28 protein-coding genes are annotated in these 25614 nt (G+C 61.2%); 13 read left to right on the top strand and 15 right to left on the bottom strand.

Features of this window, described 5'->3' with window-relative positions:
* Nucleotides 1-19 precede the first annotated feature (19 nt).
* The 3 genes from E7T06_RS01055 to E7T06_RS01045 are packed head-to-tail and all read left to right on the top strand — an operon-like array spanning nucleotide 20 to nucleotide 1834.
* A complete protein-coding gene (locus tag E7T06_RS01055; RefSeq protein WP_136363978.1) occupies nucleotides 20-526 on the top strand; it encodes a lipoprotein in 507 nt (168 codons plus the stop codon).
* Nucleotides 484-924, top strand: a complete 441-nt coding sequence (locus E7T06_RS01050) for a hypothetical protein (RefSeq protein WP_205750764.1) — start codon at nucleotides 484-486, stop codon at nucleotides 922-924. The genes E7T06_RS01055 and E7T06_RS01050 overlap by 43 nt, the downstream gene beginning before the upstream one ends.
* A complete protein-coding gene (locus tag E7T06_RS01045) occupies nucleotides 911-1834 on the top strand; it encodes a helix-turn-helix domain-containing protein (RefSeq protein WP_136363977.1) in 924 nt (307 codons plus the stop codon). Before E7T06_RS01050 ends, E7T06_RS01045 begins: the two co-directional genes overlap by 14 nt.
* Before the next feature lie 383 nt (nucleotides 1835-2217).
* Here E7T06_RS01045 and gnd read toward each other — a convergent pair whose 3' ends face one another.
* The 15 genes from gnd to icd all read right to left on the bottom strand — a co-directional run bounded on the left by gnd (nucleotide 2218) and on the right by icd (nucleotide 17218).
* On the bottom strand, nucleotides 2218-3714 hold the full coding sequence (gnd, locus tag E7T06_RS01040) for a decarboxylating NADP(+)-dependent phosphogluconate dehydrogenase (RefSeq protein ID WP_136363976.1): 1497 nt from the start codon (nucleotides 3712-3714) through the stop codon (nucleotides 2218-2220).
* Between the two features lie 172 nt (nucleotides 3715-3886).
* Entirely contained in the window at nucleotides 3887-5812 is a 1926-nt protein-coding gene (locus E7T06_RS01035) for an MDR family MFS transporter (protein WP_136363975.1), read from the bottom strand.
* The gene (locus E7T06_RS01030) at nucleotides 5809-6426 is read right to left on the bottom strand and encodes a MarR family transcriptional regulator (protein WP_136363974.1); all 618 of its coding nucleotides are present in this window, start codon (nucleotides 6424-6426) and stop codon (nucleotides 5809-5811) included. Before E7T06_RS01030 ends, E7T06_RS01035 begins: the two co-directional genes overlap by 4 nt.
* Nucleotides 6427-6735: 309 nt before the next feature.
* Nucleotides 6736-7587: a lysine biosynthesis protein LysX gene (gene lysX, locus E7T06_RS01025; protein ID WP_136363973.1), complete on the bottom strand. Its 852-nt coding sequence runs from the start codon at nucleotides 7585-7587 to the stop codon at nucleotides 6736-6738.
* Nucleotides 7588-7794: 207 nt separating this feature from the next.
* The gene (gene lysW, locus E7T06_RS01020; protein ID WP_064014909.1) at nucleotides 7795-7968 is read right to left on the bottom strand and encodes a lysine biosynthesis protein LysW; all 174 of its coding nucleotides are present in this window, start codon (nucleotides 7966-7968) and stop codon (nucleotides 7795-7797) included.
* A 66-nt stretch (nucleotides 7969-8034) separates the two neighbouring features.
* Nucleotides 8035-8388, bottom strand: a complete 354-nt coding sequence (locus E7T06_RS01015; RefSeq protein WP_168733311.1) for a hypothetical protein — start codon at nucleotides 8386-8388, stop codon at nucleotides 8035-8037.
* Nucleotides 8389-8393: 5 nt separating this feature from the next.
* A complete protein-coding gene (locus tag E7T06_RS01010; RefSeq protein WP_136363972.1) occupies nucleotides 8394-8924 on the bottom strand; it encodes a homoaconitate hydratase in 531 nt (176 codons plus the stop codon).
* Nucleotides 8925-8954: 30 nt separating this feature from the next.
* Nucleotides 8955-9524: a Uma2 family endonuclease gene (locus tag E7T06_RS01005; protein WP_136363971.1), complete on the bottom strand. Its 570-nt coding sequence runs from the start codon at nucleotides 9522-9524 to the stop codon at nucleotides 8955-8957.
* A 16-nt stretch (nucleotides 9525-9540) separates the two neighbouring features.
* Nucleotides 9541-10824, bottom strand: coding sequence for a 3-isopropylmalate dehydratase large subunit (locus tag E7T06_RS01000; RefSeq protein WP_136363970.1), 1284 nt, complete (start codon nucleotides 10822-10824; stop codon nucleotides 9541-9543).
* 96 nt (nucleotides 10825-10920) lie between these two features.
* The gene (locus E7T06_RS00995) at nucleotides 10921-12495 is read right to left on the bottom strand and encodes an AMP-binding protein (RefSeq protein ID WP_136363969.1); all 1575 of its coding nucleotides are present in this window, start codon (nucleotides 12493-12495) and stop codon (nucleotides 10921-10923) included.
* Nucleotides 12492-12716, bottom strand: a complete 225-nt coding sequence (locus E7T06_RS21585) for a hypothetical protein (protein WP_240740783.1) — start codon at nucleotides 12714-12716, stop codon at nucleotides 12492-12494. The genes E7T06_RS00995 and E7T06_RS21585 overlap by 4 nt, the downstream gene beginning before the upstream one ends.
* Complete coding sequence (locus tag E7T06_RS00990; protein ID WP_240740782.1) at nucleotides 12713-13351, bottom strand: SDR family NAD(P)-dependent oxidoreductase; 639 nt, start codon at nucleotides 13349-13351, stop codon at nucleotides 12713-12715. Before E7T06_RS00990 ends, E7T06_RS21585 begins: the two co-directional genes overlap by 4 nt.
* A 158-nt stretch (nucleotides 13352-13509) precedes the next feature.
* Complete coding sequence (locus E7T06_RS00985) at nucleotides 13510-14988, bottom strand: radical SAM protein (RefSeq protein WP_064015952.1); 1479 nt, start codon at nucleotides 14986-14988, stop codon at nucleotides 13510-13512.
* Between the two features lie 272 nt (nucleotides 14989-15260).
* A complete protein-coding gene (locus E7T06_RS21580; RefSeq protein WP_240740781.1) occupies nucleotides 15261-15638 on the bottom strand; it encodes a hypothetical protein in 378 nt (125 codons plus the stop codon).
* A gap of 323 nt (nucleotides 15639-15961) precedes the next feature.
* On the bottom strand, nucleotides 15962-17218 hold the full coding sequence (icd, locus tag E7T06_RS00975) for an NADP-dependent isocitrate dehydrogenase (RefSeq protein ID WP_136363968.1): 1257 nt from the start codon (nucleotides 17216-17218) through the stop codon (nucleotides 15962-15964).
* A gap of 431 nt (nucleotides 17219-17649) precedes the next feature.
* Between icd and E7T06_RS00970 the strand changes: the two genes are divergently transcribed.
* The 10 genes from E7T06_RS00970 to E7T06_RS00925 all read left to right on the top strand — a co-directional run bounded on the left by E7T06_RS00970 (nucleotide 17650) and on the right by E7T06_RS00925 (nucleotide 25607).
* Complete coding sequence (locus tag E7T06_RS00970; protein WP_136363967.1) at nucleotides 17650-17898, top strand: hypothetical protein; 249 nt, start codon at nucleotides 17650-17652, stop codon at nucleotides 17896-17898.
* Nucleotides 17899-18054: 156 nt separating this feature from the next.
* Nucleotides 18055-18990 carry a sugar ABC transporter permease gene (locus tag E7T06_RS00965; protein ID WP_136363966.1) on the top strand — a complete coding sequence of 312 codons (936 nt, stop codon included), beginning with the start codon at nucleotides 18055-18057 and terminating at the stop codon, nucleotides 18988-18990.
* Nucleotides 18983-19918, top strand: a complete 936-nt coding sequence (locus tag E7T06_RS00960; RefSeq protein ID WP_136363965.1) for a carbohydrate ABC transporter permease — start codon at nucleotides 18983-18985, stop codon at nucleotides 19916-19918. The genes E7T06_RS00965 and E7T06_RS00960 overlap by 8 nt, the downstream gene beginning before the upstream one ends.
* Before the next feature lie 86 nt (nucleotides 19919-20004).
* The gene (locus tag E7T06_RS00955) at nucleotides 20005-20301 is read left to right on the top strand and encodes a hypothetical protein (RefSeq protein ID WP_136363964.1); all 297 of its coding nucleotides are present in this window, start codon (nucleotides 20005-20007) and stop codon (nucleotides 20299-20301) included.
* A complete protein-coding gene (locus E7T06_RS00950; protein WP_136363963.1) occupies nucleotides 20298-21683 on the top strand; it encodes an FAD-dependent oxidoreductase in 1386 nt (461 codons plus the stop codon). Before E7T06_RS00955 ends, E7T06_RS00950 begins: the two co-directional genes overlap by 4 nt.
* 121 nt (nucleotides 21684-21804) lie before the next feature.
* On the top strand, nucleotides 21805-22386 hold the full coding sequence (locus E7T06_RS00945; protein WP_136363962.1) for a DinB family protein: 582 nt from the start codon (nucleotides 21805-21807) through the stop codon (nucleotides 22384-22386).
* A complete protein-coding gene (locus E7T06_RS00940; protein ID WP_136363961.1) occupies nucleotides 22383-22898 on the top strand; it encodes a histidine phosphatase family protein in 516 nt (171 codons plus the stop codon). The genes E7T06_RS00945 and E7T06_RS00940 overlap by 4 nt, the downstream gene beginning before the upstream one ends.
* The gene (locus E7T06_RS00935; protein ID WP_136363960.1) at nucleotides 22895-23704 is read left to right on the top strand and encodes an alpha/beta fold hydrolase; all 810 of its coding nucleotides are present in this window, start codon (nucleotides 22895-22897) and stop codon (nucleotides 23702-23704) included. Before E7T06_RS00940 ends, E7T06_RS00935 begins: the two co-directional genes overlap by 4 nt.
* Nucleotides 23701-25260, top strand: a complete 1560-nt coding sequence (locus E7T06_RS00930) for a DUF4127 family protein (RefSeq protein ID WP_136363959.1) — start codon at nucleotides 23701-23703, stop codon at nucleotides 25258-25260. The genes E7T06_RS00935 and E7T06_RS00930 overlap by 4 nt, the downstream gene beginning before the upstream one ends.
* Entirely contained in the window at nucleotides 25257-25607 is a 351-nt protein-coding gene (locus tag E7T06_RS00925) for a hypothetical protein (protein WP_136363958.1), read from the top strand. Before E7T06_RS00930 ends, E7T06_RS00925 begins: the two co-directional genes overlap by 4 nt.
* Nucleotides 25608-25614: the final 7 nt, after the last annotated feature.

Here is a 25614-nt window from a genome sequence, read left to right as displayed (position 1 = left end):
GGCCTAAACTGAGAGCGATATGAAACGCCCCTTGATGCTGCTGGGTTTGGCCGCCGTCCTCGCCTCCTGCGCCCCTGCCCTTGTCGGCCCTCCCAGTGGGCGGATCGTGAACACCAGCACCGGGCAAGAAGGCACCATCAGCTTTGTGGGTGGGTCGCTGCAACCGCGCACTGGCACGGGGCGGCTCGACAATAACGTAACCATTCAGATTGGCGAGCAGACCTATGTGGGCCGCAGCGTCATCATCGATACGGCCAGCCCTGCGCCGTCTCCACTAGATTTCGGGATCGGCTTTAATTTCGGCAACCCGTGGGACAACATGGGCAGCCGTGATCCCTACTTTGGCGTAAACGGCACGGCCCGCACGCCCGCCCCGCGCCTCGTGTCGCGCACCGGCAACCTGATTGCCCGCACCGATGGCAACGCGCCGCGCACCCTGACCTGTACCCTCACCGTAGATGTACAGGAACACGGCTACGGCGAATGCACCGACAGCAGCGGCGTGCGGTACGCTCTCCAGTTCTGAGGTCTTCCGCACAGCCCACCACCATCGTATGCCTCTGCGGAAGCACCCGCTTTTTGGCCCAGTTCGACGCGGCAAGCTTGGCCGAAACGTTGGCGGGCAAGATAGTTCTGAGTATTGGTAGCCACCGCACGCCCGATGCCGAGGCGTTGGCGCACTTGTCGGCAGAGGAGCAAGCGGAACTGCTGGCCCGCCTCGCCACCCTGCACCGCCATAAAATTGATCTGGCCGATGAAATCTTGGTCATCAACGTGGGCGGGTACATAGGCCAAAGCACCCGCGCTGAGATCGAGTATGCCCAGCAGCAGGGCAAACGGGTACGGTACTTGGAGGCCCTGCCGCCGGATGAGGCAACATTTGCAGCAGCGACTTCTGCCAGAGTAGGGCGTGGTTTACCGTGAAATCCTGCCCGACGCCCGCCTGCGCCCCTTGGTGCGGGCCTACTGGCAGGTGGCCGAGTTTCATACGGTAGAGGAAGAAGAGCACCGCATGATGCCCGAAGGCCTGCTGCGGCTGATCTTTTACGCGGGTTCCAGTTGGCAAAGATCGTCGCTGCTGGGGACATTGGAGCGCCTCCCGGAAGCCACGTTGTCTGGCCTGACCCTCGCCCCTCAGCGGATGGTGTCGCGGGGGCTGGCGCTGGGCGTAGAACTGTATCCGTGGGGAGCGCGGCAACTGTTTGGCTGGAAGCTCGCCTCAGAGCAGCTTGATCTGAGTCTAGACTGGCCCATCCTGACCCGGACGGTGTGCGCCCTGCTGGAACTTGGGGCGTGGGATGAAGCCCGCCACATAGTGGAAGACTGGCTGCTGAAGCTGTGGACCGAGCGGGGCCGGGAGCCGAGTTGGAGCGTGAAGGCAGCGGGCCAACTGTACCAAAGCCTCGGTCAAAGCCGTTTGGGCCGCTTGGCCGAAGAATACGAGGTCAGTCAGCGGCAACTGGAACGGCTGTTTCTTCAGGATGTCGGAGTAAACGCCAAAACGCTGGCCCGCCTGATCCGCTTCGAGGAAGTCCATAACCGCTTGTGGCGCACGCCTAAAGCTTCGTTGGCGCAACTGTCTTACGAGTTGGGTTTTGCCGATCAGGCTCACCTCAGCCGCGACTTCCGCGCCATGACCCAAATGACGCCCGGTGCGTTTGCCCACATGGTGCAAAGTACACTCACTCTGCCGTCCAGAGCGCAGGATGAGTCTTCAAGGTGGTTGTCAAGCGGGTTCTCGAACGGGTCGCCAAGCCAGACCCAAGACATCCTGCTTGCTCTGCCCACGCTGCCGCCTGACATGGATGTTATCAATGGTTCGGACAGTGTCTAAACTTGCTCTACGAGTTGCCCAAGAACACGGTGTTTTTAGCTCCTCCACCCTTGCGGGGGAGGCTGGGAGGGGGGAACGGGAAAGGCGTCCCAGACAACATTTTTACATGCTCTGTGTTTTGGAACCAAAACTGTCCGAACCATTGGTCATACAGACTTGAATTGAGTCCTTGAGCTGGGGCAGATACGCCGCTTGCACGCCCCATCACCCCGCCGCTACAGGTGGAGAGGGCAACAGCAGATGTACCGGACTCGGTTGCATCCCGTGCTCACCGAACAGAAGATGGATCGCAAAACGTGGTTCGGCCTTCTCCACGATTTACGATCCACCCTCTACTCTCGCGCTTTCTCCCCTACCCACTTACCACTGACCACTCACGGTTTTTAAACGTTATACGTGCTGCTCGCCGTTTCCCCACCGCGCCCCGTCCAGTTGGTGTGGTGAAACTCTCCGCGTGGGCCATCGGTGCGCTCGTAGGTGTGCGCCCCAAAGTAATCCCGCTGAGCCTGAAGGATATTGGCGGGCAACTTGGCGGTGCGGTAGCCGTCGTAGTAGGCCAAAGCACTAGCAAAAGCGGGGGTAGGAATGCCACTTAGGGCAGCAGCCGCAATCGTCTGACGCCACGCGGTCTGTACGCCCTGAATGGCTTCCTGAAAGTAAGGGGCCAGCAGCAGGTTCGGCAAGTCGCGCTGGGCGTCGTAGGCTTCCTTAATGCGGTCTAGGAACTGAGCACGGATGATGCAGCCGCCGCGCCACATCAGGGCAATCGCGCCGAAATCCAGTGTCCAGCCTGCGTCCTGTGCCGACAACCGCAGAAGCTGAAAGCCCTGTGCATAGGCCGCAATTTTGGAGGCGTACAGAGCTTGACGCACGCCTTCGATAAACGCGGCTTGATCGGCGGGCGGCGTAATTTCGGGGCCTTTCAGGAAGTGGCTGGCCGCCATGCGCTCTTCTTTCAGGGCGCTCATGGCGCGGGCATACACAGCTTCGGTAATGGTGGCGGCGGGGCTACCTGCGTCCAGCGCGGCCACGCTCGTCCATTTGCCCGTGCCTTTTTGTCCGGCGGCGTCCAGAATCACGTCCACCAGCGGCTCACCCGTTTTGGGGTCAATTTTGGTCAGAATGTCGGCGGTAATTTCGATCAGGTAGGAGTTCAGTTCGCCCCGGTTCCATTCGGCAAACACCTCGGCAATCTGAGGGGCGCTGAGGCCTGCCACGTCACGCAGCAGATGGTAACTCTCGGCAATCATCTGCATGTCGGCGTACTCGATGCCGTTGTGAACCATCTTCACGAAGTGGCCCGCGCCTTCCTCGCCCACCCAGTCGCAGCAGGGCGTACCGTCTTCTACCCGCGCCGCGATGCCCTGAAAAATAGGCTTGACCGCTTCCCACGCCAGAGGATTGCCGCCCGGCATGATGCTGGGGCCGGTCAATGCGCCTTCCTCGCCGCCGCTCACACCTGTACCGATGAACAGCAGCCCCTCGGTAGACAGTTCTTTGGTACGCCGTGTGGAGTCGGCGGGGTGGCTGTTGCCGCCGTCGATGATGATGTCGCCGGGTTCGAGGAACGGCTTGACGTGATTGATGAATTCATCGACTGCCGCGCCTGCTTTCACCATCAGCATGACCTTGCGGGGCCGCTTGAGCAGCGCCACGAAGCCTTCCAGCGAATCTGCGCCCACGATGGTCAACCCTTTGGCCCGCCCGCCCGTAAAGGCCGTGACCTTGCTGACCGTGCGGTTGAAGGCCGCCACCGTAAAGCCCTTGCTCGCCATGTTCAGGATCAGGTTCTCGCCCATCACCGCGAGGCCGATCACACCGATATCGGCGATTGGGGGAACAGCGGAGGCGGCGGGGGCATCGGCAGAGGGTTGCGTCATGCCCTAGTGTACGCGGGACGCAAAGGCGGGGGCGGGGGGTTGCTCTAGGTGAGGTGGTGGGTTACGGGGTGTAAGCAGCAAAAAAAAGCGGGCCTGAACCGAAGTCCAGACCCTGTTTGATTCACTTAGAGCTTAATTGCCTTGTCTCTACGGGTTGCTCACGACTCTGAACTTAGCCTTCCAGCGAGGCCAGCGCACCGGGGCGCTCGCCACCGCCGCCGCCTTCACCTTTGCGGGGCATCCGCAGGTTGGGCATGGGCAAGACGGCTAGGAATGCCAGCAGCGCCACGAAAATGCTGATCAGGTAAATGCGGCTGATTGTGCTGGCAAACGCGACTTTGGTGGCGCGGGTGGTGAGGTCGAAGGTGGTTTTGGCGGTTGCTAGGGCGGCAGTGGTGGCGCTGGTCTGGAAGGTCTTGAGCGTCGTCAGCACTTCTTGCTGGCCCTGAGGACTCTGAATGGCCTGCGCGGGAATGCGGCTGAGGCCCTCACGCATCGGCGCGGGCAGATCAGGGTTATTGATGGCGGCGCTGAAGGTGGCTGGGTTGCCCGACTTGACGATAGTAGCAATCGCCGAGAACTGCTTGTCTATGCCGGTCTTGATCTGGCTCGACACCTGCTCGAAGGTCGGACTGGCGTTATTGGCCGAATTTCTCGAAGTATTGGCGATGTTCTGGCGGGTGGTTTCGAGCTGCGCCACGATGGCGGCGGGTTGCCCGACTTCTGCTGCTTTGAGGTTGGTGGCGATGCTGGGCGCGAGGCTGCCCGTCAGGATGGCCCCGAACACGGCGGTGCCGATGGTGCTGCCCATCTGTTGAAAGAACTGGCCCGAACTGGTCGCCACGCCGATTTCCCAAGGCTTGACGGCGTTCTGGATGGCGAGGTTGAACAGCGGCAACGCGGGGCCGATGCCCAAGCCCAACACGATCATGTAGAGGATGACGCGGGCGTAGGGCGTGTCGGCGTTGAGGGTCGAGAGCAGGAAGAAGCCGCCCATCATCAGGCACAGGCCGACCATGATCAGCACCTTGTAGTAGCCCAGACGCGAGGCGAGCTGGCCGCTCATGATCGCGCCGAAGATCAGGCCCATCGTGAGGGGAATGGTGGCGGTTCCGGCTTTGGTGGCCGAGACGCCCTGCACATTCACGAGGTACAGACTCAGGAACAGAATGGCACCGAGGAAGGCCGCGCCGATGAAGAAGCGGGCCAGCACGCCCCAAGCGAAGGTGGGGTTTTTGAACAGGCTCAGCGGCAGAATCGGACTTTCATGGCGCGACTCGACGAACAGGAAGGCGATCAGCGCGACAATCGAGGTGGCAAACAACCCCAGCACCCGAGGACTTGTCCAGCCGTAGTTGCCGTCGGAGCCGAAGGTCAGGCCCAGCAGCAGCGGCACACTGAAGACGATGACCAGAATGGCCCCGATGTAGTCGATCTTGGGCTTCAGGCCGCTGGCAAGGCGCGGCATTTTGGTGGCGATAAAGTACATGGCGATGAGGCCGATGGGCAGATTGACGTAGAACACCCAGCGCCACGAGACGCTGTCGGTCAGGAAGCCGCCCAGCAATGGCCCGATGACACTGGCGATGCCGAAGACCGCGCCGAACAGACCCTGATAGCGGCCCCGGTCAGCGGGCGCGAAAATGTCGGCGATGATCGAGAAGGCCACCGAGGTGAGCGCCGCGCCGCCGAAGCCTTGAAGGCCACGGAAGACGATCAGCTGCATCATGCCGCCGCCGAACATGTTGCCGAAGAAGGGTTCGCCTGCCATCCCGCACAGGGCCGAGCCGATCAGGAAGACCACGATGCCGAACATCAGAATGCGTTTGCGGCCGTAAATGTCGGAGAGCTTGCCGTAGATCGGCACCATCGCAGTGCTGGCGAGCAAGTAGATGGTCGTGACCCAAGCGTACAAATTCAGGCCGTCAAGGTCTTTGGCGATGCGCGGCATGGCGGTAGCCACGATGGTCTGGTCAAGCGCGGCCAAGAACAGGCCCAGCAGTGTACCGATCAGAATGAGGCGCTTGGTCGGAAAATCGAGCGTCTCGGCGTAATCGATGCGGCCTTCGGGTGCGCCGGGTTGTGCGGGTGCGGTCATGGGGTCTCCGGGGATGGCTGTGATACTGGGGCGAGTGGCGATGCAGATGACTGGGGGGAGTGGACAGAGCACAGGGCCGGATCATTCAGATCAAGCTGATCGAGCAGGGTGCGAATGGCCCGGTCTGCGGTATGGATGGATTCGGCAGACAACGTGGCAAACACGGAAATGTAGGCGTCCACGAATCCGGCGTCCATACGGGTCAGTACGTCGCGGCCATCGGGGGTCAGGGCCACCAACTTTTCTCGGCGGTTTTCGGGGTTCTCCTGCCGCCCGGCCAACCCGCGCTGCACGAGGCGTTCGACGAGGTGGCTGGCTGCTGGCACACTCAGGCGGGCACGTTCCGAAAGCTGCGTGACCGTGAGGGGACTGAGCGCCCGGAGTTGATGCAGCGCGGCCATTTGCGTAAAGCTCAGGTCACGTTCCTGTAGTTCGTCCTGCATTCCGGTCATGACCCGGCTGCTGATGTGGCGGTGCAGCCGCTTCATGGCCTGACCGAGTTGCACGGCGGCGGCGCGGTTTTCTTCCGAAACCTCCTGTGCTACCGAATCTTGGGCTGCCGAATCTTGGGCGGCTGGGTTGGGGGCGTTGGCGAGCGGTTCGGTATCCGTCATAGTTTCAAGCTTGCAACTGTCTCATCCATAAGAAGGTATCTTGAACCCGATGGTCTTGTTTCGTCAAGTGTCCGCCAGATGGCTTAGTGTGGCGGTAGGTGGATTGTGGGGTGTGGATCGTAGGAAAGGCGTGCTGGACGAGTTCTTTACGCTCTTAGCAAGCTAGAGAAATCTAGACCACTACCTGTAACTTGCTTCGTCCTCCCCCACTGCCGGACTCCATCACACCAGCCAAACGCAACGGCGGCAGCTTCCCATCACAGGAAACCGCCGCCCACACTGTTTAGATTCAGCTTTATTCCGACAGCCTCAGCCGATCAATCCCAGCGCGTATTCACCCATCAGGCGCGGAATGTTGACGCCTGTAGTGGACACCGAATTCTTAAATTCCATCGTGTGGTTGATCTCGATGACCAACAGGCCGCGCTGCGGGTCTTCTACCAGATCAATCGCCACGATTTCGCCGTGTACGGCGGCAGCCGCCTGAAGCGCCAGCGTTTCTATTTCGGGTGTAACTGGGCAATTGCTGGCCTTTGCGCCGCGTGCCGTGTTGGTAATCCAATGTTCGCTGGTGCGGTAGATCGCGCCGATGCATACGCCGCCCACCACGAAGGCCCGAATATCGCGCTCCGGCTTGCGGATCAGTTCCTGAATATAGAAGACCTGATGTTGCGGCCCGCCCAGCACTTCCTTATGCTCGATGATGGCTTCGGCGGCGTCGCGGTCATTGACCCGGCTGACCATGCGGCCCCAAGAACCGACAGTGGGTTTGATGACCACCGGATAGCCCATCTGCTCGATCAGGGCCAACGCCGCTTCTCCATCGAAGGCGACGGCGGTACGGGGAGTGGGTAGGCCTGCCGCCGCCAACCGCGCATTGGTAGCCAGTTTGTCGCCGCACAGTTCTATGACGTGGCTGGGGTTCACCACGCGCACGCCCAAGCCTTCCAGCGCCCGCGTCACGGCATGCCCACGCGACTGAGACACGCAGCGTTCCAGCGCCACTTTCCACGGCACGGCGGCGCGGCCTGCGTCATCGAACGTGACCGTCAGTTGCGGTGCGTACACCTTGTCATACGCTACGCCAATGGCGTCCAGTGCCTCAAACAACATTTTTTCGTCGGGGCGAATGCGGTCATAAATAATGGCAAGGTCAGCCATAAGGAACCTCCAGCTTGAGAACAATCACGATCAAAACAACCGAACAGAACAATCGGCTCTTCAGCACAAAAAAGGGCGGCCACGCTGCATTCGGTTCAGGACACCCACAGCGGGCATTCCCTCCAACCTGCGCGTGACCGTTCCAGAGAACAAAGGCGGTTCAAGCGTCGGCGTCGGCTTAATCACAGCCGACGCCGACGCCCTGATTCACTCGCCCCAGTCCTCGGCTTCCTGCGGGGCCTGTGCCAGCCGGGGCGGGTCGACGGAAACCACTTCGTATTCCACACCCGTTTCGTCGTCTATCACGAGTTCACCCAATTCTGGGTTGGTCAGTTCTATCGTTGCACCCGTTTCGGGGTTTTCAAATTGAATGGTAGTCATGGCTATCTCCTTACGGATGCTAGGTTAGCGCAGCTTAAGCTTTGCAAACGATGTTGCCTAGACCAATTAGAGGGATGGGGCGTCTTCCGGCTCCTCGTCCTCGAAGGCCAGTTCTATGCGGGCGCGGCAATGTGGGCAGTCCACGATGCTCACCACTTCGCCGTCTACGCCCTCTACCACAGGCGCGGCGGCCAACATGTCCTCGGTCACGTCAAATTCTTCGCCGCAATTGGGGCAAGTGGTCAGCACACCCAACAGCTCCAGTTCAAAGTCCTCGCCTTCCCCGTTACGCGTCACTTCCATTTCCGCATTGCACGAATCGCAGACGATCACGTCCCCCACTTCCAGTTCAGCGCGGTCTTGATCGGTGAGTTCCAAAATTTCTTCGCAGACGGGGCATTCCACTTCCAATGTTGCCATGATGCCTAGTTTACGGGGTGATCCCGCTCTGCTTGCTCCCCCGGACTCTGTTCCCCCGGAAAGCGCCCATGCTTTTTGAAGAAGGCCAAGATGCTGCCCTCTGCCAACGCTTCGCGCAAAAATTCGGGGGCAGGCGGCAATTGAAATACATCTGCGCCGCGTGTCAGGCGGCCAGTCGCCATGTCTAGCGTTACTTCATCACCGTCGTTCAGGCTGCCCGTCAGGTCGGCCTCAAAGGCAGGAATGCCCAAGTTCAGCAGGTTGCGGTAATGAATCCGGGCAAAACTGGGGGCGATGATGCCGCCCACCTGCAACTTTTTCAGGGCGGCGGGGGCATATTCGCGGCTACTGCCGAGGCCCCAGTTTTTGCCTCCGATCAGCAGGTCGCCCGGTTGTACTTCGGCGGCAAACTCTGGCCGAATGTAATGAAAGGCAAATGTTTGAAAGACATCCTCGCCTGCCATAAAGGGCGCGAACTTTCCGGGCAAGATGTCATCGGTGTTCACACTGTCGCCAAATTTCCAGATTCTAGGCATGATAGTTCCTTTGAAAGCTGCCCGCACCGTTCAGGCGAGCAGGCCGATATAGATTTCGTCCAGAGACAAGTTGTGATTCAGACAAGGCAAATGAACAATGTCATTGCCGGAGAGTTCAGTGAGAAGCCAATCCCCACCATCTGAGCTTCTGGAGTAGGCATAAACCCGGCGTTCGGCCTGTTCCACCATCAGGTAAGTTTGCAAGCTAGGCAGCGCCGTATAAATGTTGAATTTGCCTAATCGGTCATTGGCCGCCGTGCTGGGTGATAGGACTTCTATTAGTATGCAAGGCTCCGTCTCAAACTGTTCATTAGGATTATCGGGGCCACAAGCAAGCAAAATGTCTGGATAGAAAAACACGGTGCTTTCCTTGAGTCTCAGCTTCATATCTGACTGATAGAGGCGGCAGCCCATTCGCAACGATGCCGCGTGCAGAGCGGCGGTCAGATTTGCACTGATGCGAGCATGGGCTTTGCTGGCTCCCGCCTGAGCGTGCAGCGGATACACGAACCCGTCCACGTACTCGCGTTTGACCGGGCTAGTTTCCTCGGTCTGCAAGTACTCCGCCACGCTCATTCGGCTGAAGGCTGGATCGCTCATGGGTTCAGTATCCGCTTCAAGCGCCCACCACTGCCACTACGTCTTCCGGCAACGCAATCCTCCCCATCACCGCCGTCGCCGCTGCCACTGCCGGACTAGCCAAATACACCCGCGCATCTTTGTCGCCCATGCGCCCGATGAAGTTGCGGTTGCTGGTAGATACGCAGACTTCGCCGGGAGCCAGCACGCCCTGATGACGGCCCATGCACGGGCCACAGCCGGGGGTGCCCAGCGCCGCGCCCGCCCGTTGCAGGGTCAGCAAGGTGCCGTCTTCCATCGCCTGTTCCATCACCTGACTGCTGGCCGGAATAATCAGCAGGCGCGTGCCGGGGGCAACCTTGCGGCCCTTCAGGACAGCGGCGGCTTCGCGCAGGTCTTCTATTCGGCCATTGGTGCAGGTGCCGATAAAGACCTGATCGACGTGCATGCCGCGCAGTTCGGCGCTGAGGGCGGCCACGTCATGCACGTTGTCCACCTCGTTGGGCGCACTCATGCGGGGGCGCAGGGCGTCCAAGTGCAGCACCACTTCGCGCACGTAGTTGGCTCCCGGTTGCGGATACACCCACTCGGGGATGTCGTAGCCGTAGTCGGTCAGGATTTCGCCCCCCGGTACCACCAATCCAGCTTTTGCACCCGCTTCTACGCACAGGTTCGCCAGCGTCATGCGTTCGCCGCGTGAGAAGCGGTCTCCGGCGTGCATTTCCACACTCTGATAGGTGGCTCCATCTGCGCCCAGCACACGAATCATCTCCAGTGCGGCGTCTTTTGCACTCACACCAGGCTTTAATTCTCCCGTAAATGTCACCTTCACGCTTTCGGGCACGCGCAGCCACGTCTTGCCACTCGCGGCGGCCAGTGCAATGTCGGTTGCGCCCATGCCGGTGCCAAAAGCCGCCACCGCGCCGTAAGTCGTGGAGTGGCTGTCAGACCCCAGCACGATCCAGCCGGGGCGAGCTAGGCCTTCTTCCATCAGAACTTGATGGCAAATGCCGCGCCCCACGTCAAAGAGCCGCACCCCCGTCGCGGCGGCGTACTCACGGGCTTCCTTCTGGGCCTGCGCCACGCTGACGGTAGAGGCCGGGGCCACATGGTCAATCACGATAGACACGCGCTCCGGGTACTTCGGCAGAGCGTCTAGGTCACGCTGCATCCGCTCGATAAAACTCTGGGCGATAGAATCCACCACCATCACCTGATCGACTTCGACAACCGCCAAATCTCCGGCGTACACGGGCTTGCCGCCGCGTACCGACAGGATGCGCTCGGCCATCGTTTGGGGCTGGGGGGCTGGAACGGTCATGGTTGAATCTCTGCAAGGACACGGGACGACAAAGGCATGGCTGCAGTTTCGCGCAAATGGCGGCGGGCGGCGTGAGCTTGACTGGAATTGGGCAGGTCAGGTTGGCGTTTGAAAAGTCTCATCTGCTGTCAACCGCGCCCGCGTCAGCTTGCCAACGGCGTTTCTGGGCAAGGCCGGAAGCAACGTGATTTGCTTGGGCCGCAGCGTGCGCGGCAGCAACTGGGCCAAGTCGCGCTCTAGGTCAGCAAGTCGCACAGCGTCCGAACTCGGCACGATGAAGACATGAAGACACTGGCCGTGTTCCGCGTCCGGTACGCCGATCACCGCACATTCCAGCACATCTGGCAGCCGCGCCATTCGGGCTTCGATCTGCTCTGGGGAGACGTTTTCGCCGCCGCAGATCAGCAGATCGTCGCTGCGGCCTGAGAGGAAAAGCAGGCCCGCCGCGCCGATTGTTCCCAAGTCGCCTGTACCAAACCAATCCCGCGCAGGCGTGAGGCCAGAGCGCACCCGCAATTGCCCCCCAACGACTTGCACCGTCACCCCCGGCAGCACCCGCCCCACCGTGCCCGGAGCCGCTAGCAAATGCTGAGGCGTCGCCAAGGAAATCAGGCCTGCCTCGCTGGAGCCGTAAAGGTTGTACAGAACGGGGCCGAATACCCGTCGAGTGCGTTCGGCCAACACTTCCGGCAAGGGTGCAGAGCCACAGATAATGGCTTTTAGTGCGGGCAGCTTGGAAATGTCAGGCAGGTTCAGCAGGCGGTGTAAAACCGTTGGAACCAAGACCAGAACTTCTATTTCTTCCTGTTCCAGACAGCGCCAATAGGCTTTGGGCGTGCCCCGTGCCGATATGTAAAGCGGTGCACCCATCAACAAGCTGACACACAGGGTTGCCAGACCATGCCCGTGAAACAGCGGCAACGTGAGCAGCGTGGGCGCACCCGCACGCAACGGCAATAGCTGAAGCAGCGCGGTGACGGTGGGCAGCAAGGCCAAGCCGCCTGCCTGACGCTGCACGGCTTTGGGCGGCCCAGTGCTGCCGGAGGTGAGGATAGAGATGCTGCCAGTTGTAAAGATATGCCGCTGAACTGCCCCCTCACCCCGCTGTTTCACAGCGCCCCTCTCCCACAAGGGTAGAGGACAAAATTGCGACTTCTGTGTCATGAGGTTGTCGATGAGAGCCGAAACGGGCAAGATCGGCACACTTTCCAAGGTCAAGCCCTCGGCAAAAGCATCGTCGCATATCAGCAAATCCAGTCGCTGAGACGCGCAGACGGCGGCCACTTCTTCGGGGCTGAAGGTGGTATTGAGCAACACCACGTCCCGTCCGAGGCGGCCACAGGCCAGCAGGGTTGCCACAAAAGTCAGGTGGTTGCGGCACAATAGGCCCACCCGCTGAGACTGACCCGGAAACTGATCCCGACTGAGAGGCTGCGCGGCTAGAGCATCGGCCCGCGCCACCAGCGCCCGGTAAGTGGTGGGGCCGTCATCGTTTACCAGCGCCACTGCATCCGGTTGCCTCTGCGCCGCCCAGACTGCCAGCGTATACAACGAGGGGCCGTATTGCGCGAGTGCCGCACCGAGTTGGGCCAACGCTTGAGCAGGCCGGACACCCAACAGTCCCGTCTGCGAGAGAGCTGACACTGCCGCCCGCATGTCGGCCAATATCATCGTTTCTGCCGCCCCGATAGCCTGACTTCCAGTGTTTCCAGCCCGTTCAGCAGGCGTCCGAGTGGCCCCGGCAGCAGCAGGGCGGCCAGTTCCAGCGACTTCATCCACCACGGCGCGACTCTCTGAATATTGGGATGCACCAGCGCGTAAGCCACAGCTTCGGCGGCTTCGCGCGGCGTGAGGGCGGGGGCGAAGCGGTAGGCAGGTGTGGGGGCGATCATGCGGGTACGCACCAGCGGCAGATACACGCTGCACACGCGCACGCCCCGGCCCCGCAGCTCGGCCCCAGACTTCTAAACCACAGATCAAAGCCTGCCTTGCTGCCCTGATACGCCGCCCAGCGCGGCAAAGGCGGTGGCCCAGCCGACACGCTGGACACATTGACGATCTGCCCGCCGCCCTGCGCCAACATGCGCGGCAGCAACGCCAGCAACAGTGCCGCCGGGCCAGAAAAGTTGACGGCCAGCAAGCGCTCTAAATCTTGTTTCTCGCTCGACTGCAGCACAGGCCGCCGAATAGACTTGCCCGCATTGCTGATGATGATGTGTATTTGAGGATGCGCCGCCTGAATCTGCGCGGCAACTGGGGCAAATTCGGCAGGCTTGGAGAGATCGAGTGTGTAGGCGCTCGCCTGTCCACCGTTGGCCCGAATGGTATCGGCCAGTTCAGCCAACTGGTCGCCGCTGCGGGCCAGCAACAAGACTTCGGCCCCCGCTTCGGCCAACAGCAAAGCCGCCGCTCTGCCAATGCCGAACGACGCGCCTGTGATGAGAATGGTTTTGCCCGCCACTGCTTGCCGAAGATGCTCGCGGCTACGGCAACTGGGGGGCGAGAGGAGGAGGCGAGCTAGGTACACGGCCCATCTTTAGCACGGGGAGTTGGGTTGAGGTGGAAGGTGAACCCCCCGTTGCTGCGCAACGCCCCCCCTTAGAGGTGGGGACTAAAAGCAGTTGCGCTCCCCTTAAGGGGGGCTGGCTGCGAAGCAGACTGGGGGGTTTGCCGTAAACTTAAACCCTAAACCGCCAGGCCCTGCGCGTGGGCGCTGACTTCTCCGGGGGCGTATTGGCCGGGTGGCAGGTCAATGGCGGCGGCGTTGGTTTCAAATTCGTCGCTCCAGCCCACTTCTTCCAGCGCCTTTTTCCATGCGCCGATGCTCTCGTTGCGGTAGATGGAATAGGCCGCCATGCCGACTTCGGGGCCGCCGCGTGCCACGACGCTTTCCACCCACGCCCATTTGGCCGACACGTTGCGGAGTTCGGCGGTGGTTCGCAGTTCCTTCTGAATGCGTTTCATGCGCTTTTCGATGACCTGCACGCCTGCAAAAGCGTCGGCAAAGTGCGGCGTATGGCGCTTGGGAACAAACGGACTGATGCCCAGCGCAATCCGGTTGATCTTGGCGAGGTCTTTGGTAAACGAGATCAATTCCGAAATATCGTCGTCGTTTTCGGGGCCGAGGCCGATCATCATGTAGACCTTGATGCCCTTGAAGCCCAAATCGCGGCTGATCTGCGCGGTTTTGGTCAGGTCTTCGGTGGTAATACCCTTCTTCAGCCAGCGGCGCAGGCGTTCGGACGGAGCGTCAGAAGCGACGGTGAAGGTACGCAGGCCGCCCGCCTTCAAGATTTCGGCCAGTTCTGCATCTACGGTGTCGGCGCGGATGGACGACACGCCCAACTTGATACCCCGGTCAGTGAGGGTGCGGCCCACATATTTGGTGTGCGGAAAGTCGCTGAGGGCCGCGCCCACCAAGCCCACCTTCTGCACCCAATCGGGAATCACGTCTAAGAGTTCCTGCGCCTGATTGTTGCGGTTGGGGCCGTACATGGTGCGGGCGAGGCAAAAAGTGCAGGGGCGGGGGCAGCCGCGCTGGGCTTCCACGAGGAACATATTGCTCAGTTCGCTGTGCGGCGTCACGATCTGGCTGTAGGCGGGCAGCAGTTCCTTGGGCGCGGTGGCCCATTTGGGTTCATGGGTGTGGCGGGCAGGCAGGAATACACCCGGCATCCCGTCAATCAGGTCATAAAAATCTTCGCGGGAGGTGGCTTCACGCAGGGCTTCCGACACCACCGGCACGATCTGCTCTCCGTCGCCAATGATGATCACGTCGGCAAAAGGCGTGAGCGGGTAGGGGTTGGAACTGGTCAGCGGGCCGCCCACCATCACCACGGGATCGGAATCGTCGCGCTTTTCGCGCAGGGGGTGCATTCCGGCGATGTCCAACAGCCGAATAATGTTGGTCAGATCAAGCTCGAAGCTGACGCTGATGGCAAACAGTTCGCAGTTGCCCGCCGCCCGGCCCGTTTCGACGGTGGGCAGCGGTTGGCCGCCCTTCTCGAAAGCCTCTACATCGTCGGGGAGGAAGGCACGCTCGCAGGCCACTCCCTCTTCTTGGTTGAACATGCGGTAGATGACCTGATAGCCCAGCGACGCCATGCCCACGCTGTAGCGGTTGGGAAAAGCCAGCGTGACCCGGATCGGAGCGTGTTTGAACATGGTGCCCGTTTCGGCGTCCAGCAAAGGCTTGATGCCGGTGCGCCAGTAATCGGAACCGTAGGTAATAGGGTTGGCGGTATTGCTGCTGACTGAACTCAAAAGTCCTCCGGGAGTACGCGCCGGAAAACCTGTCGCCGCTAGGTTGGGCCTAGAGAGCAGTCGGGCGGCAGCGCGTCACAATCAAGTATTCTACCCGGTTTTGTTGCCCCAACTGAAGCGGGGGTTACGGCTTAAGAACGTGAATTGGATTAGGGGCGGCAGGGTGGGGCGCTTTATTCCTGCGACGACTCGGTAGGCTGAGCCTCTGCTGGCGAAACTTTGCCAGATGGGGCGGGCCTAAATTTGAAGCCAGCGGTCTTGACGGGTCTATCTTTCAGAGGGCTGGTCTTGACAGCTTTGGCTTTGGCCGACACCTGCGCCTGTACCGGGGCCACCCGCGAGGCAGGCCGCCAAGCACTCGCCACGAAGAACACGATGCCCGCCAGCACGCCCGTGAAGGCCAGATACCACAGCAAGCGCCCCAGCACACCCGCCGCGCCCACCACGAATACGCCGAGGCCCACCAGCACCTGTCCGGCCAGCCACACCAGCGCCAGCGCTGTGACCGCCAGCAAGATAATGCCGAGGAGGGCAAAGAGAAGGCGGGTCATGGGGGGAGTATAGGGTTTTGGTCGGAAGGGGCGAAGGGCGGTCTGAGGGAGGGGCAATCGCTGGCGCTCACTCACCCCCTCCCAGCCTCCCCCCTCAAGGGTGAGGAGCTAAACCAAGCTCTCTGCCCTTATCTGTTTCCCTCGCCCCTTGCGGGAGAGGGGCGCTGTGAAACAGCGGGGTGAGGGGGCCACCGGGCAATCGTTCCCGCCCCACCACCTTAGACCCTCGACCTTTAGACCCTTAGACCACCCCCACGCCAACCCAAAAAAGAGAGCCGAAGCACCCGGCCCCGGCCCTCCCTTCACTCTGCTTGTGTTACAGCTTAAGCGCCTGCACCACGCATATTTTCAATGATCTTGTCGGCAAACTGGCTGGTCTTGACTTCGGTTGCGCCTTCCATGTTGCGGGCGAAATCGTAGGTCACGACGCGCTGCTGAATGGTCTGGTCGAGGCCCTTCAGAATCAGGTCGGCGGCTTCCGTCCAGCCCATATAGCGCAGCATCATTTCGCCCGACAGGATGACGCTGCTGGGGTTGATGACGTCTTTGCCCGCGTACTTGGGGGCCGTGCCGTGCGTGGCCTCGAAAATGGCGTGGCCCGACACGTAGTTGATGTTGGCTCCGGGCGCGATGCCGATGCCGCCCACTTGCGCGGCGAGGGCGTCGGACACGTAGTCGCCGTTGAGGTTCAGGGTAGCGATCACGTCGTACTCGGTGGGCCGCAGCAGGATTTGCTGGAGGAAGTTGTCAGCGATCACGTCTTTGATGACGATGCCGCCGGGAAGCTGGAGCCAAGGGCCGCCGTCAATTTCTACGCCGCCGAATTCACGCTTGGCGAGGTCATAGGCCCAGTCGCGAAAGCCGCCTTCCGTGAACTTCATGATGTTGCCCTTATGCACGATGGCAACACTCTTGCGCCCGTTGTCGAGGGCAAACTGGATGGCAGCCCGCACCAGACGCTCGGTGCCTTCCTGAGACACGGGCTTGATGCCGAAGCTGGACGTATTGGGGAAGCGGATTTTGGTCACGCCCATTTCGTTCATCAAGAAGTCGCGCATCTTGTCGGCTTCGGGCGTTCCGGCCTTGTACTCGATTCCGGCGTAAATGTCTTCGGTGTTCTCGCGGAAGATGACCATATCCACGTCTTGCGGGCGCTTGACTGGGCTGGGCACGCCTGCGAAGTACTGCACAGGACGCACGCAAGCGTACAAGTCGAGTTCCTGACGGAGCGCCACGTTGATAGAGCGGATGCCCGTGCCGACGGGCGTGGTCAGCGGCCCCTTGATGCCGAACAGGTATTCGTCGAACGCCTTGATCGTTTCAGCGGGCAGCCACTCGCCAGCGCCGTAGACCTGCGTGGACTTCTCGCCCGCGTAGACTTCCATCCATTCGATCTTCTTTTCGCCGCTGTAAGCGACTTCTACGGCAGCGTCCAGCACGCGCACGCTGGCCTTCCAGATGTCTGCGCCCGTGCCGTCGCCTTCCACGAACGGAATGACCGGATGATTGGGCACGCTAAGTTTGCCGCCCTGCATGGTGATTTTTTCGCCCTGCGCGGGCACCTTGATATGAGTTTCCATTTCAGGTGCAATGTAGCGTGCCGGGGATGAGTGCCGCTGAAATGGGCCTGTTACCGTATAGGTTTAGACGCAGTTCAAAATTCTGGGGGGGGTTGTGAAGGGCAGGGGCGCGTTCTGCGTGGCCCCCTCACCCCGCTCCGGTGCAGCGCCCCTCTCCGACAGGGGGCGAGGGCGAGAAGAAAGAGCTGGAAGCGTGGGCTGTTAGCTCCTCACCCTTGAGGGGGGAGGCTGGGAGGGGGTGAATGAGCAAAGCGATTGCCTTCCTACCCTTCTTAGACCCTCAGACCCTAGACCCTTAGACCTTCTCCCCCACCCCCCACCGAACATAACGGCCCACTGGGAATCTCCTCACCTGACCCCACAAGCTTGAGCGCAAGCTGAATACACCCGAATGCACCAACTGGGAATCCAAACCACAGGAGGTTCACGCAATGAGTGAAGACAAAAGTACGCTAGGGAATATGGTGGACGCCGCCAAGGCCAAGATCAACGAGGGTGCAGACCGCGCCCGCGCCGCAGGACACGATCTAGCGAGCCACGTGGGTGGCAGCACCACCGAGAATGCTATGGACAAGGCGCAGGCCGCAGAAGACCGCGTGAAGGCCGAAGTTCATAACCGCGAAGCGAATGCCGAGTTCAATGAGGGCAAAAGCGAAGCGAAAGACGGCGACGGGCGCTAAGTCCCAGCCGTTGGCACAAACCATTCCCTAGCCACCCCTGACCGCAGGCGTTCGGAGCCGGAAAAGCTCCTGAGCGCCTGCTTTTTTGCTGGCCCGTACATCCGCAGGCCACACTTTTTCATCCCGAAGCACGCCCACCCCCGTACACTGCCGAGCATGACCATCCCTACCCGGCGTGAATCGCGCCGTGAGCAGCACAAGAAGGGCAGTTCCGGGGCCAAAGTCACCCTAAGGAACACCCTGATCGCCTACGCTTTCATGCTGCCGTTCCTGATCTTGCTGGTCGTGTACCACACCTGGCCGGTGTTTTTCGGTACCTACCTCGCGTTCACCAAATACAACGTCATTAGCCCGCCGCAGTGGGTGGGCCTAGACAATTTCCGGGAACTGGCGCAAGACGAGCAATTCTGGTCGGGCCTCCGCAACAGCCTGAAATACATCTTGGTGGTTCCGGTCATTCAGGTGCTCAGCATTGCCGTTGCCATGCTGGTCAACCGCCCCATGAAGGGCATCGGGTTTTTTCGCACCGCCTATTACGTGCCAGTGGTCACCAGTTTTGCGGTGGTGGGCCTGATCTGGACTTGGATGTACCAGCAAGAAGGCCCGGTGAACTTTGTGCTGCAAGCGCTGGGGCTGATGAAAGAGCCGCACAGCCTGCTGAACAATCCGTTTACGGCGCTGTACGCGGTGATGTTCGTGACGCTCTGGAAGGGCATCGGCTATTACATGGTGCTGTATTTGGCGGGCCTGCAAGCCATTGCGCCGGAACTGGAAGAAGCGGCAGTCATCGACGGCGCAACGCGGCTGCAAGTGTTCTGGAACGTTACGCTGCCGGGGCTGCGGCCTACCATTTTGGTGTGCAGCCTGCTGTCTACCATCAGCGCCATCAAGGTGTTCGAGGAAATCTACGTGATGACCAGCGGCGGGCCTGCGGGCAGCACGTATACGGCGCTGTTTTACACCTATTCGCGGGCCTTCGTGGACTTCAAGTTCGGGCAAGCCGCCGCCGGTGGCCTGATTATCGCTGTCATCAGCATTCTGTTTGGCCTCGTCAATTTCCGCATTACACGGGGAGGCAAAGCCGATGCTTGAGCCGCAACCTCTTCAGCGTCGGGCCGCCACCGCGCAGGAAACGGCACACGTCGCCTCGGGCCTCCGCGCCCGCCGCAAGCGTAAGAACCTGCTGATCAACTCGTTCGCCTACCTCGTGCTGGGCCTCATCGCGCTGATCATGCTGTATCCCTTCTACTGGACACTGATCACCAGCTTTGAACCCACCGGCAACATCTATCAGGCCAAGCTGTGGCCTTCCGGCTGGAGCATCAAAAACTATGTGGAAGTGTTCCGGGGCACCACCGTTCCGTTTTGGCGCATGGTGCTGAACAGCGTCGTTATCTGCACGCTGGGCGTCACGTTCACGGTGGGTTTTGCCGCACTTGCCGCCTACCCGCTGGCTAAAATGCGTTTTCCGGGCCGCGACCTCATTTTTTACGCCATCCTGACCCTGATGGTGCTGCCCAACGAAGCGGGCCTGATCGTCAACTATTCCACCACCGTGAACTTGGGCTTGCTGCGCCAAGACAACCCCGTGCTGAACGTGCTGGCGCAGTACGCCGCTGTGGTGTTGCCGGGCATGGCCTCCATCGTGGGCCTGTTCCTCATCCGGCAAGCCTACTTGGGCATCCCGATGGAATTGATCGAAGCCGCCCGCATAGACGGCGCAAAAGAGTTGACCATCTGGCGGCGCGTGATGCTGCCGCTGGCCCTGCCCACCATCGTCGCCTTCTCTATTCTGGAATTCGTGGCTTACTGGAATTCCTTCCTCTGGGCAAGGATCGTGCTGCGCGACAAGGAATTGTTGCCGCTGTCGGCGGGATTGCTGGAACTCAGCGGCACGTTCAGCACCAACAGCCGCGCTGTCATGGCAGGCGCGGTACTGACCATCATTCCCATCCTGATCGTGTTCGCCTTCGGGCAAAAATACTTTATGAAGGGGATTGAAGGCGCGGTGAAGGGGTGAGGAGCAGCGGGGTGACTGCACTCTTAGCCCTCAGCCTGTGTGCCTGTGCTCCAAATCGTTCTGCCGGAGCAAATGAACTCTTGAGCATGGATGTTCAGGCCGTCAAGTTTCCCAAACAGTTTTCGGCGGACCTGCCTCTACCAAAAGACATGCAAATCAGAATTGGCGGCTGCAAAGGTTTTTCTAAGCTGGAAATGGTGCGGGGAAAGGAAACAGTAGACCTGAACGTTTGGGGCTGGAAAGCAGGCAAAGACCAAGCCTGCCCCACCATTCCTGACAGATGGACTCCACTGAGCATTTCTGTACCCGCAGAATTTATGTTCAATGGAACGCTTAAAATCGTGGTGAATTCTCAGCCTTACGGGACGGTGACGGTTCAGTGACTCGCTCTGAACACACTCTCCCCTACCGCACCCTAGACCGCGACTGGGATGTACTCGTCGCAGGCGGCGGCACGGCGGGCGCGATGGCCGGAATTGCCGCCGCACGCAGCGGGGCGCGGGTGCTGGTCATCGAAGCGTTTGGCAGTTTGGGCGGCACGGGCACCAACGCTTGGGTCACGCCGCTGATGCGGAACGTATCGAGTGGGCGCAACCTGAACCGGGGGCTGACCGATGAGCTGAAAGCCCGCTTGATCGCACGCGGTGACGGCGGCATAGACAAGGGTGGCAACGACAACTGGTTCAACCCAGAAGGCATGAAAGTGGTGTTGGAACAGATGTTGCTGGAAGCGGGCGGCGAGGCGCTGTATCACACGCATGTGGTGGCCCCGGTGATGGACGGCCAGAACATTCAGTCTCTGGTGATTCACAACAAGGGCGGCCTGCAAGCCCTGCCCGCCCGCGTGATCATCGATTCCACTGGAGACGCCGACGTGGCGGTGGCCGCTGGTGCAGGGTTTCACGGCGGCGACGCGGACGGCATTCATCAGGCTATGAGTCTGCGGTTTACGCTGGCCGGAATAGACACGGCGCGGCTGTGCGCCTTCTTGCGGGCGCAGGGGCAGGGGCAAGAATCGCCCGACTTCATGCACTTTTGGATGGTGTGGGGGAAAGGCAGCACGCTGGAAGGGCTGTTTCGGCAGGGGGTAGACGCGGGGCTGCTGCTAGAGCGCGACGGCGACTATTTTCAGGGCTTCAGCGTGCCGGGGCGTCCGGGCGAAATCAGTTTCAATTGCCCGCGCATCCGGGCCGAATACAACGACGGCGCGAATCCGTGGCACCTCACGGGCGCACAGATCGACGGGCGGGAAGCCGTAGACCGCCTGACCGCCTTCTGCCGTGCCTTCCTTCCCGGCTGCGAATCGGCGTTCGTGGGCACCTACGCGCCAATGGTGGGCGTGCGAGAAACTCGCCGCATCGTGGGCGATTACACCCTCACGCTGGAAGACATTCTGGATTGCCGCACTTTCCCTGATTCCATCTGCCGCAACCACTACCCGGTGGATATTCACAGCCCACGCGGCGCAAAACTGATCCATGAGCGCGAAGGCAGCGCCCCGTATTTCGCGCCCGACGCCTTTCACGAGATTCCTTACCGGGCCATCGTGCCGCAAGGCGTGCGGAATGTGCTGGTGCCGGGACGGGCGGCCAGCAGCAGTTTCGAGGCACAGTCGGCCATCCGGGTGCAGCAAAATTGCCACACGATGGGCGAGGCGGCGGGCATCGCGGCGGCTTGGGCGGCGAGGGAGTTTGGGGGCGATGTACGGGCGGTAGACGTGGCGGCGCTTCAGGCCGAAATGCGGGCGCGAGGGGGGTTGGTGTGAAAAAAAATTGCGATGAGTCGCAGACGCATCCGAACGAAGTGAGTGGCAAAAAGTATGGACTTGCAGAGATGGACGAGCAGCCAGTGCTGTTCTGGGTGATCGGGAATCGGAACAAGTCCATATGAGCAGAGCAACAGACCTGAAAACTCAACGGGCCTACCAGATTTTGCCGCAGGACGACGCCCGATTTACGCCGCACATCGGGGCACTCGTGGAGATGCTGCACTACGCCCGCCTCACCACCCTGCAAGAGGTGGCTAACCTAACAGTCGAGCAATTGGATGCCATCCCCGCAGGCTTCGGCAACTCTGTGGGCATGTTGCTGGCGCATATCGCCGCTGTACACCGCATTTATCACGGGCTGTCTTTTGAGGGCCGCGACGTGTTTGAGGATGAGTCTTTTGCGCTCTACCGCTTGGGGCTGGATTTGGGAGAGGCTGCCCGTGAACACATCCGGGGCCGCGAGCTAAGCCACTATTTGGCCGAACTGGAAGCGGCTTCGGCTCTGACTTTGGAAGGCTTGGCGGCGCGGGACGATGCGTGGCTGGCGTCCGATCTAGTAATGGGCGGCACTGTTCAGATGAACCACCACTGGGCTTGGTTTCATGTGATGGAAGACGAAGTGAATCACCGGGGTCAGATTCGGCTGATTCTGAACATCGTTGCGCCTAAGGCGAAGGCCGCGAATGTGGAACAAACTTGACGGGTACACTGCTGCTCATTCGCCATGCCAAAGCCGCTGGGCAAGCGCCGGACGCACCGCTGACGCCGGAAGGCAGAGATCAGGCCGCGCAACTGGCGGAAACGTTGGCTGGACTGGGCATCACCCGCATTGTCAGCAGCCCTTGGGTGCGAGGGGTAGACACAGCGCAACCACTGGCAGAGCGGCTGGGCCTGCCCGTGCAGACCGATGAGCGCTTGACCGAACGGGTGTTGAGTGGCACAGAAAGCACCGATTGGCCGGAACGCCTGCGCGAAAGCTTCAGCGATGACCGACTCACCCTGCCCGGTGGCGAATCGGGCCACACTGCCCGCACCCGCATTTTGGCCGCGCTGGAGGATGCCCGCGATCCGGTTGGAATGACCGCCGTCGTGTCGCACGGCAATTTGCTGGCGCTCGCGTTAGGGCTGGATTATGACGGCTGGGCGGGCCTGCGGAATCCGGATGTGTGGGTGTGGACTGCCAAAGCCTCCGCACGCTGGGAACCCGCATGACCCGCAATTTCTCCCCCACTGACCCGCACGCCGCGCCCCTCTACGGCCACACGCCCTACCAGATAGAGCGCCGCGTGCTGGCGGGCGTGCCGTGTCTGATCGAACGCCCGGTAGAGGGGCAAGCGATCCGGGCCATCTGCCTCGTCTATCACGGCGCGTGGGCGGCCAAAGAAGGCAAATTGGGCGTGTATTCGGCCCTGACAGCGCGGGGCGTGGCGGTGGTTATTCCAGATGCGGCCCTGCACGGGGAGCGGCAAGAGGACACCCCACCCGAACTTAATGCCCGCGAATACGTCTGGGAGAGTGTGCGCCGCACGGTGGCCGAAGCTCCAGCACTGATAGATGCGCTGCAAGCGTTGCTCGGCCCGCGTCCTCTATGGCTTGTGGGCAGCAGCATGGGCGGCTACGTAGCGCAAACGCTGATGCAGACCGAGCGGCGTATTGTGCGCGTGGCGGCCCTGATTACATCGGGTGTGTGGGCTGAGCCAGACGTGAGGCAACCTGAATTGCAGGCGTTTCTGGACGCCCACCGCCCCCTGACGCACGCCCCCAAAGCTCCACTAATTCCCCTGCTGCTGGCAAGTGGCGAGGCCGACCTGACGTTTCCCCTTGCCGTCCACCACGCGGCCACCGCCGCCGCCTACCGCGCAGCCTATGCACAGGCCGGAGCCACAGAGCTGCTGTACGAGGCGACTTTTGCGGGTGTGAGCCACTACACCAGCGTCAAGATGCGCAATCAAGTCTTGCAGTTCTTTCTGGCAGACCCAAACTTTTTGACACACTTTCCGGCAGAATCGGACGCGTGACCCGCCTGCTGCTGATCCCGCCCGATACCCGCCCGCCCACGCTGGCGCACCCGCTGCAACTGGCCCGTATGACCGGGGCTGCCGTGCAGGTGCCACCCGCCGAAGCTTTGCCGAACTTCTTCACCCCCGGCAACACGGCCACGCTGCGGACTTGGCTGCTAGACCACGCGGCGCAGGCCGACGCCCTGATCGTGTGCCTAGAAACCTTGTGTTTGGGTGGCATGATCCCGGCGCGGCGCGTGTCGGACGGGTTGGACGTGGCGCTGGAACGGCTGAACGTGCTGCGGGAAGCACGGGCGCTGAATCCGGACTTGCACATCTACGCACACGGCGTGGTTGTACGGGTAGCGCATGACAACGACCCACACGAAGAAAAGGAGTATTACGGCGAGTGGGGGCCGGGACTGCGGGCTTACTCGGTGGCGGCAGATCGGCACGCGCGGCATGGTGAGGGCGAACGGGACGCCCTGAATGCTGCTCGTGCTGGCCTGCCACCGCACATTCTGGCCGACTGGTTAGGCACGCGGGAGCGCAACCGCACGCTGCATCTGCACGCGCTCGCCCTCTTGGCAGCGGGCGTGCTGACCCATCTGAGCGTGACGTTGGACGATACCAGCGAGTACGGATTGGCTGCCCTAGACCGCCGGATGCTGGAAGCCCGCGCCGATGAACTGGGCGTGTGGGCGCGGTTCGACTGCTATCCCGGAGCCGACGAGGTGCCGTGCGCGCTCCTCTCACGGGCGCTGCGGCGCGGCCTGCCCCCGGCGCGGGCGTGGGTGCGCTACAGCGGCACACTCGGCGCGGGCGCGGGCCTCATTTACGAAGACCGTCCGGCGGGAGAACTGGTGCGGGCGCACTTGCGGGGCGCGGGCTGCGTGCTGGCCGACAGTGTGCAGGACGCCGATTTTGTGTTGGCCGTGAATACGCCGGGGCTGCGGCAAGCCAACCTTCAACCCGACTGGGCCACCGTAGACACGCCGCACCGCCACTTGCCTGCTTTTGTAGACACCATTCAAGCCGACTTGGAGGCGGGGCGGGCCGTGTCGCTGGCCGACATCGCCTATCCCAACGGAGCCGAGCGGCGGCTGTGGACGCTGATGCAGCCGCTCTCGCTGGCACAACTGGCGGGCTTTAGCGCGTGGAATACGGCGGGGAATACGCTGGGCAGCGCGGTGGCGTTCGGGGCGCTGGCGGCGCAAGTCAGCAATAAAGCGGCCCACGCCGAAGCCGTGTTTTCCCGCGTGGTGGATGACGTGCTGTATCAGGCGTATGCCCGCGCCGAGGTTCGCGCCCACTTGGGCAGTCCCAGCCCCTACGACTTGGGCGAGGCCAGAGCCGACGCCGAAGCCAAGCTGCAAGAACTGATCACGCCGCAAATTCAGGCCGTGTGGGACAGGCATTGGGGCAAGTCGGGTCTGAAGTTGGAGCTTGGGCAGGCGCACCTGAGTTGGCCGAGGCTGTTTACGGGCGTGTTTCCGCTATCGGTGCGTGTTGCGCCAAACTCTACCCAATGGGGGACACTAGGAGGCACATCAACTGACACACTGCCCAAATGATCCCCCGGCGCATCTGGCTCACAGCTTTTACCCTGCTGCTCCTGCTTCAAGCGGGCGCGTGGGCAATCTCTACCTACGGGTCAGTCACCGATTTGCGCGTGATCAACCAAAGTGGCGCGGCGGTGACGGGTTTACGCGTTTGCTTCTATATGGGAAAGTGTGTTCAGCGAGACGACTTACGGAACAACAAGGCTTGGCGGGTGTCTCTCAAGATTGAGGGTGACGGTGGGGCCATTCTGGAGTTTGACCAGCAAACTTCGGCGCAACGTTCAAGCACCTACATCACCCGAGGTCTAGGTGTGCATTGGCTGATTCTCCCCGGTGGCCGAGTGGAGCAAAAGCAGTGACAATGGC

Origin of the sequence: Deinococcus sp. Arct2-2 (assembly GCF_004801315.1) — a bacterium.
Taxonomy (GTDB): Bacteria; Deinococcota; Deinococci; order Deinococcales; family Deinococcaceae; genus Deinococcus.
Note: the sequence above shows the minus strand (reverse complement) of the source record. Positions and strands in the feature narration are given on the sequence as shown.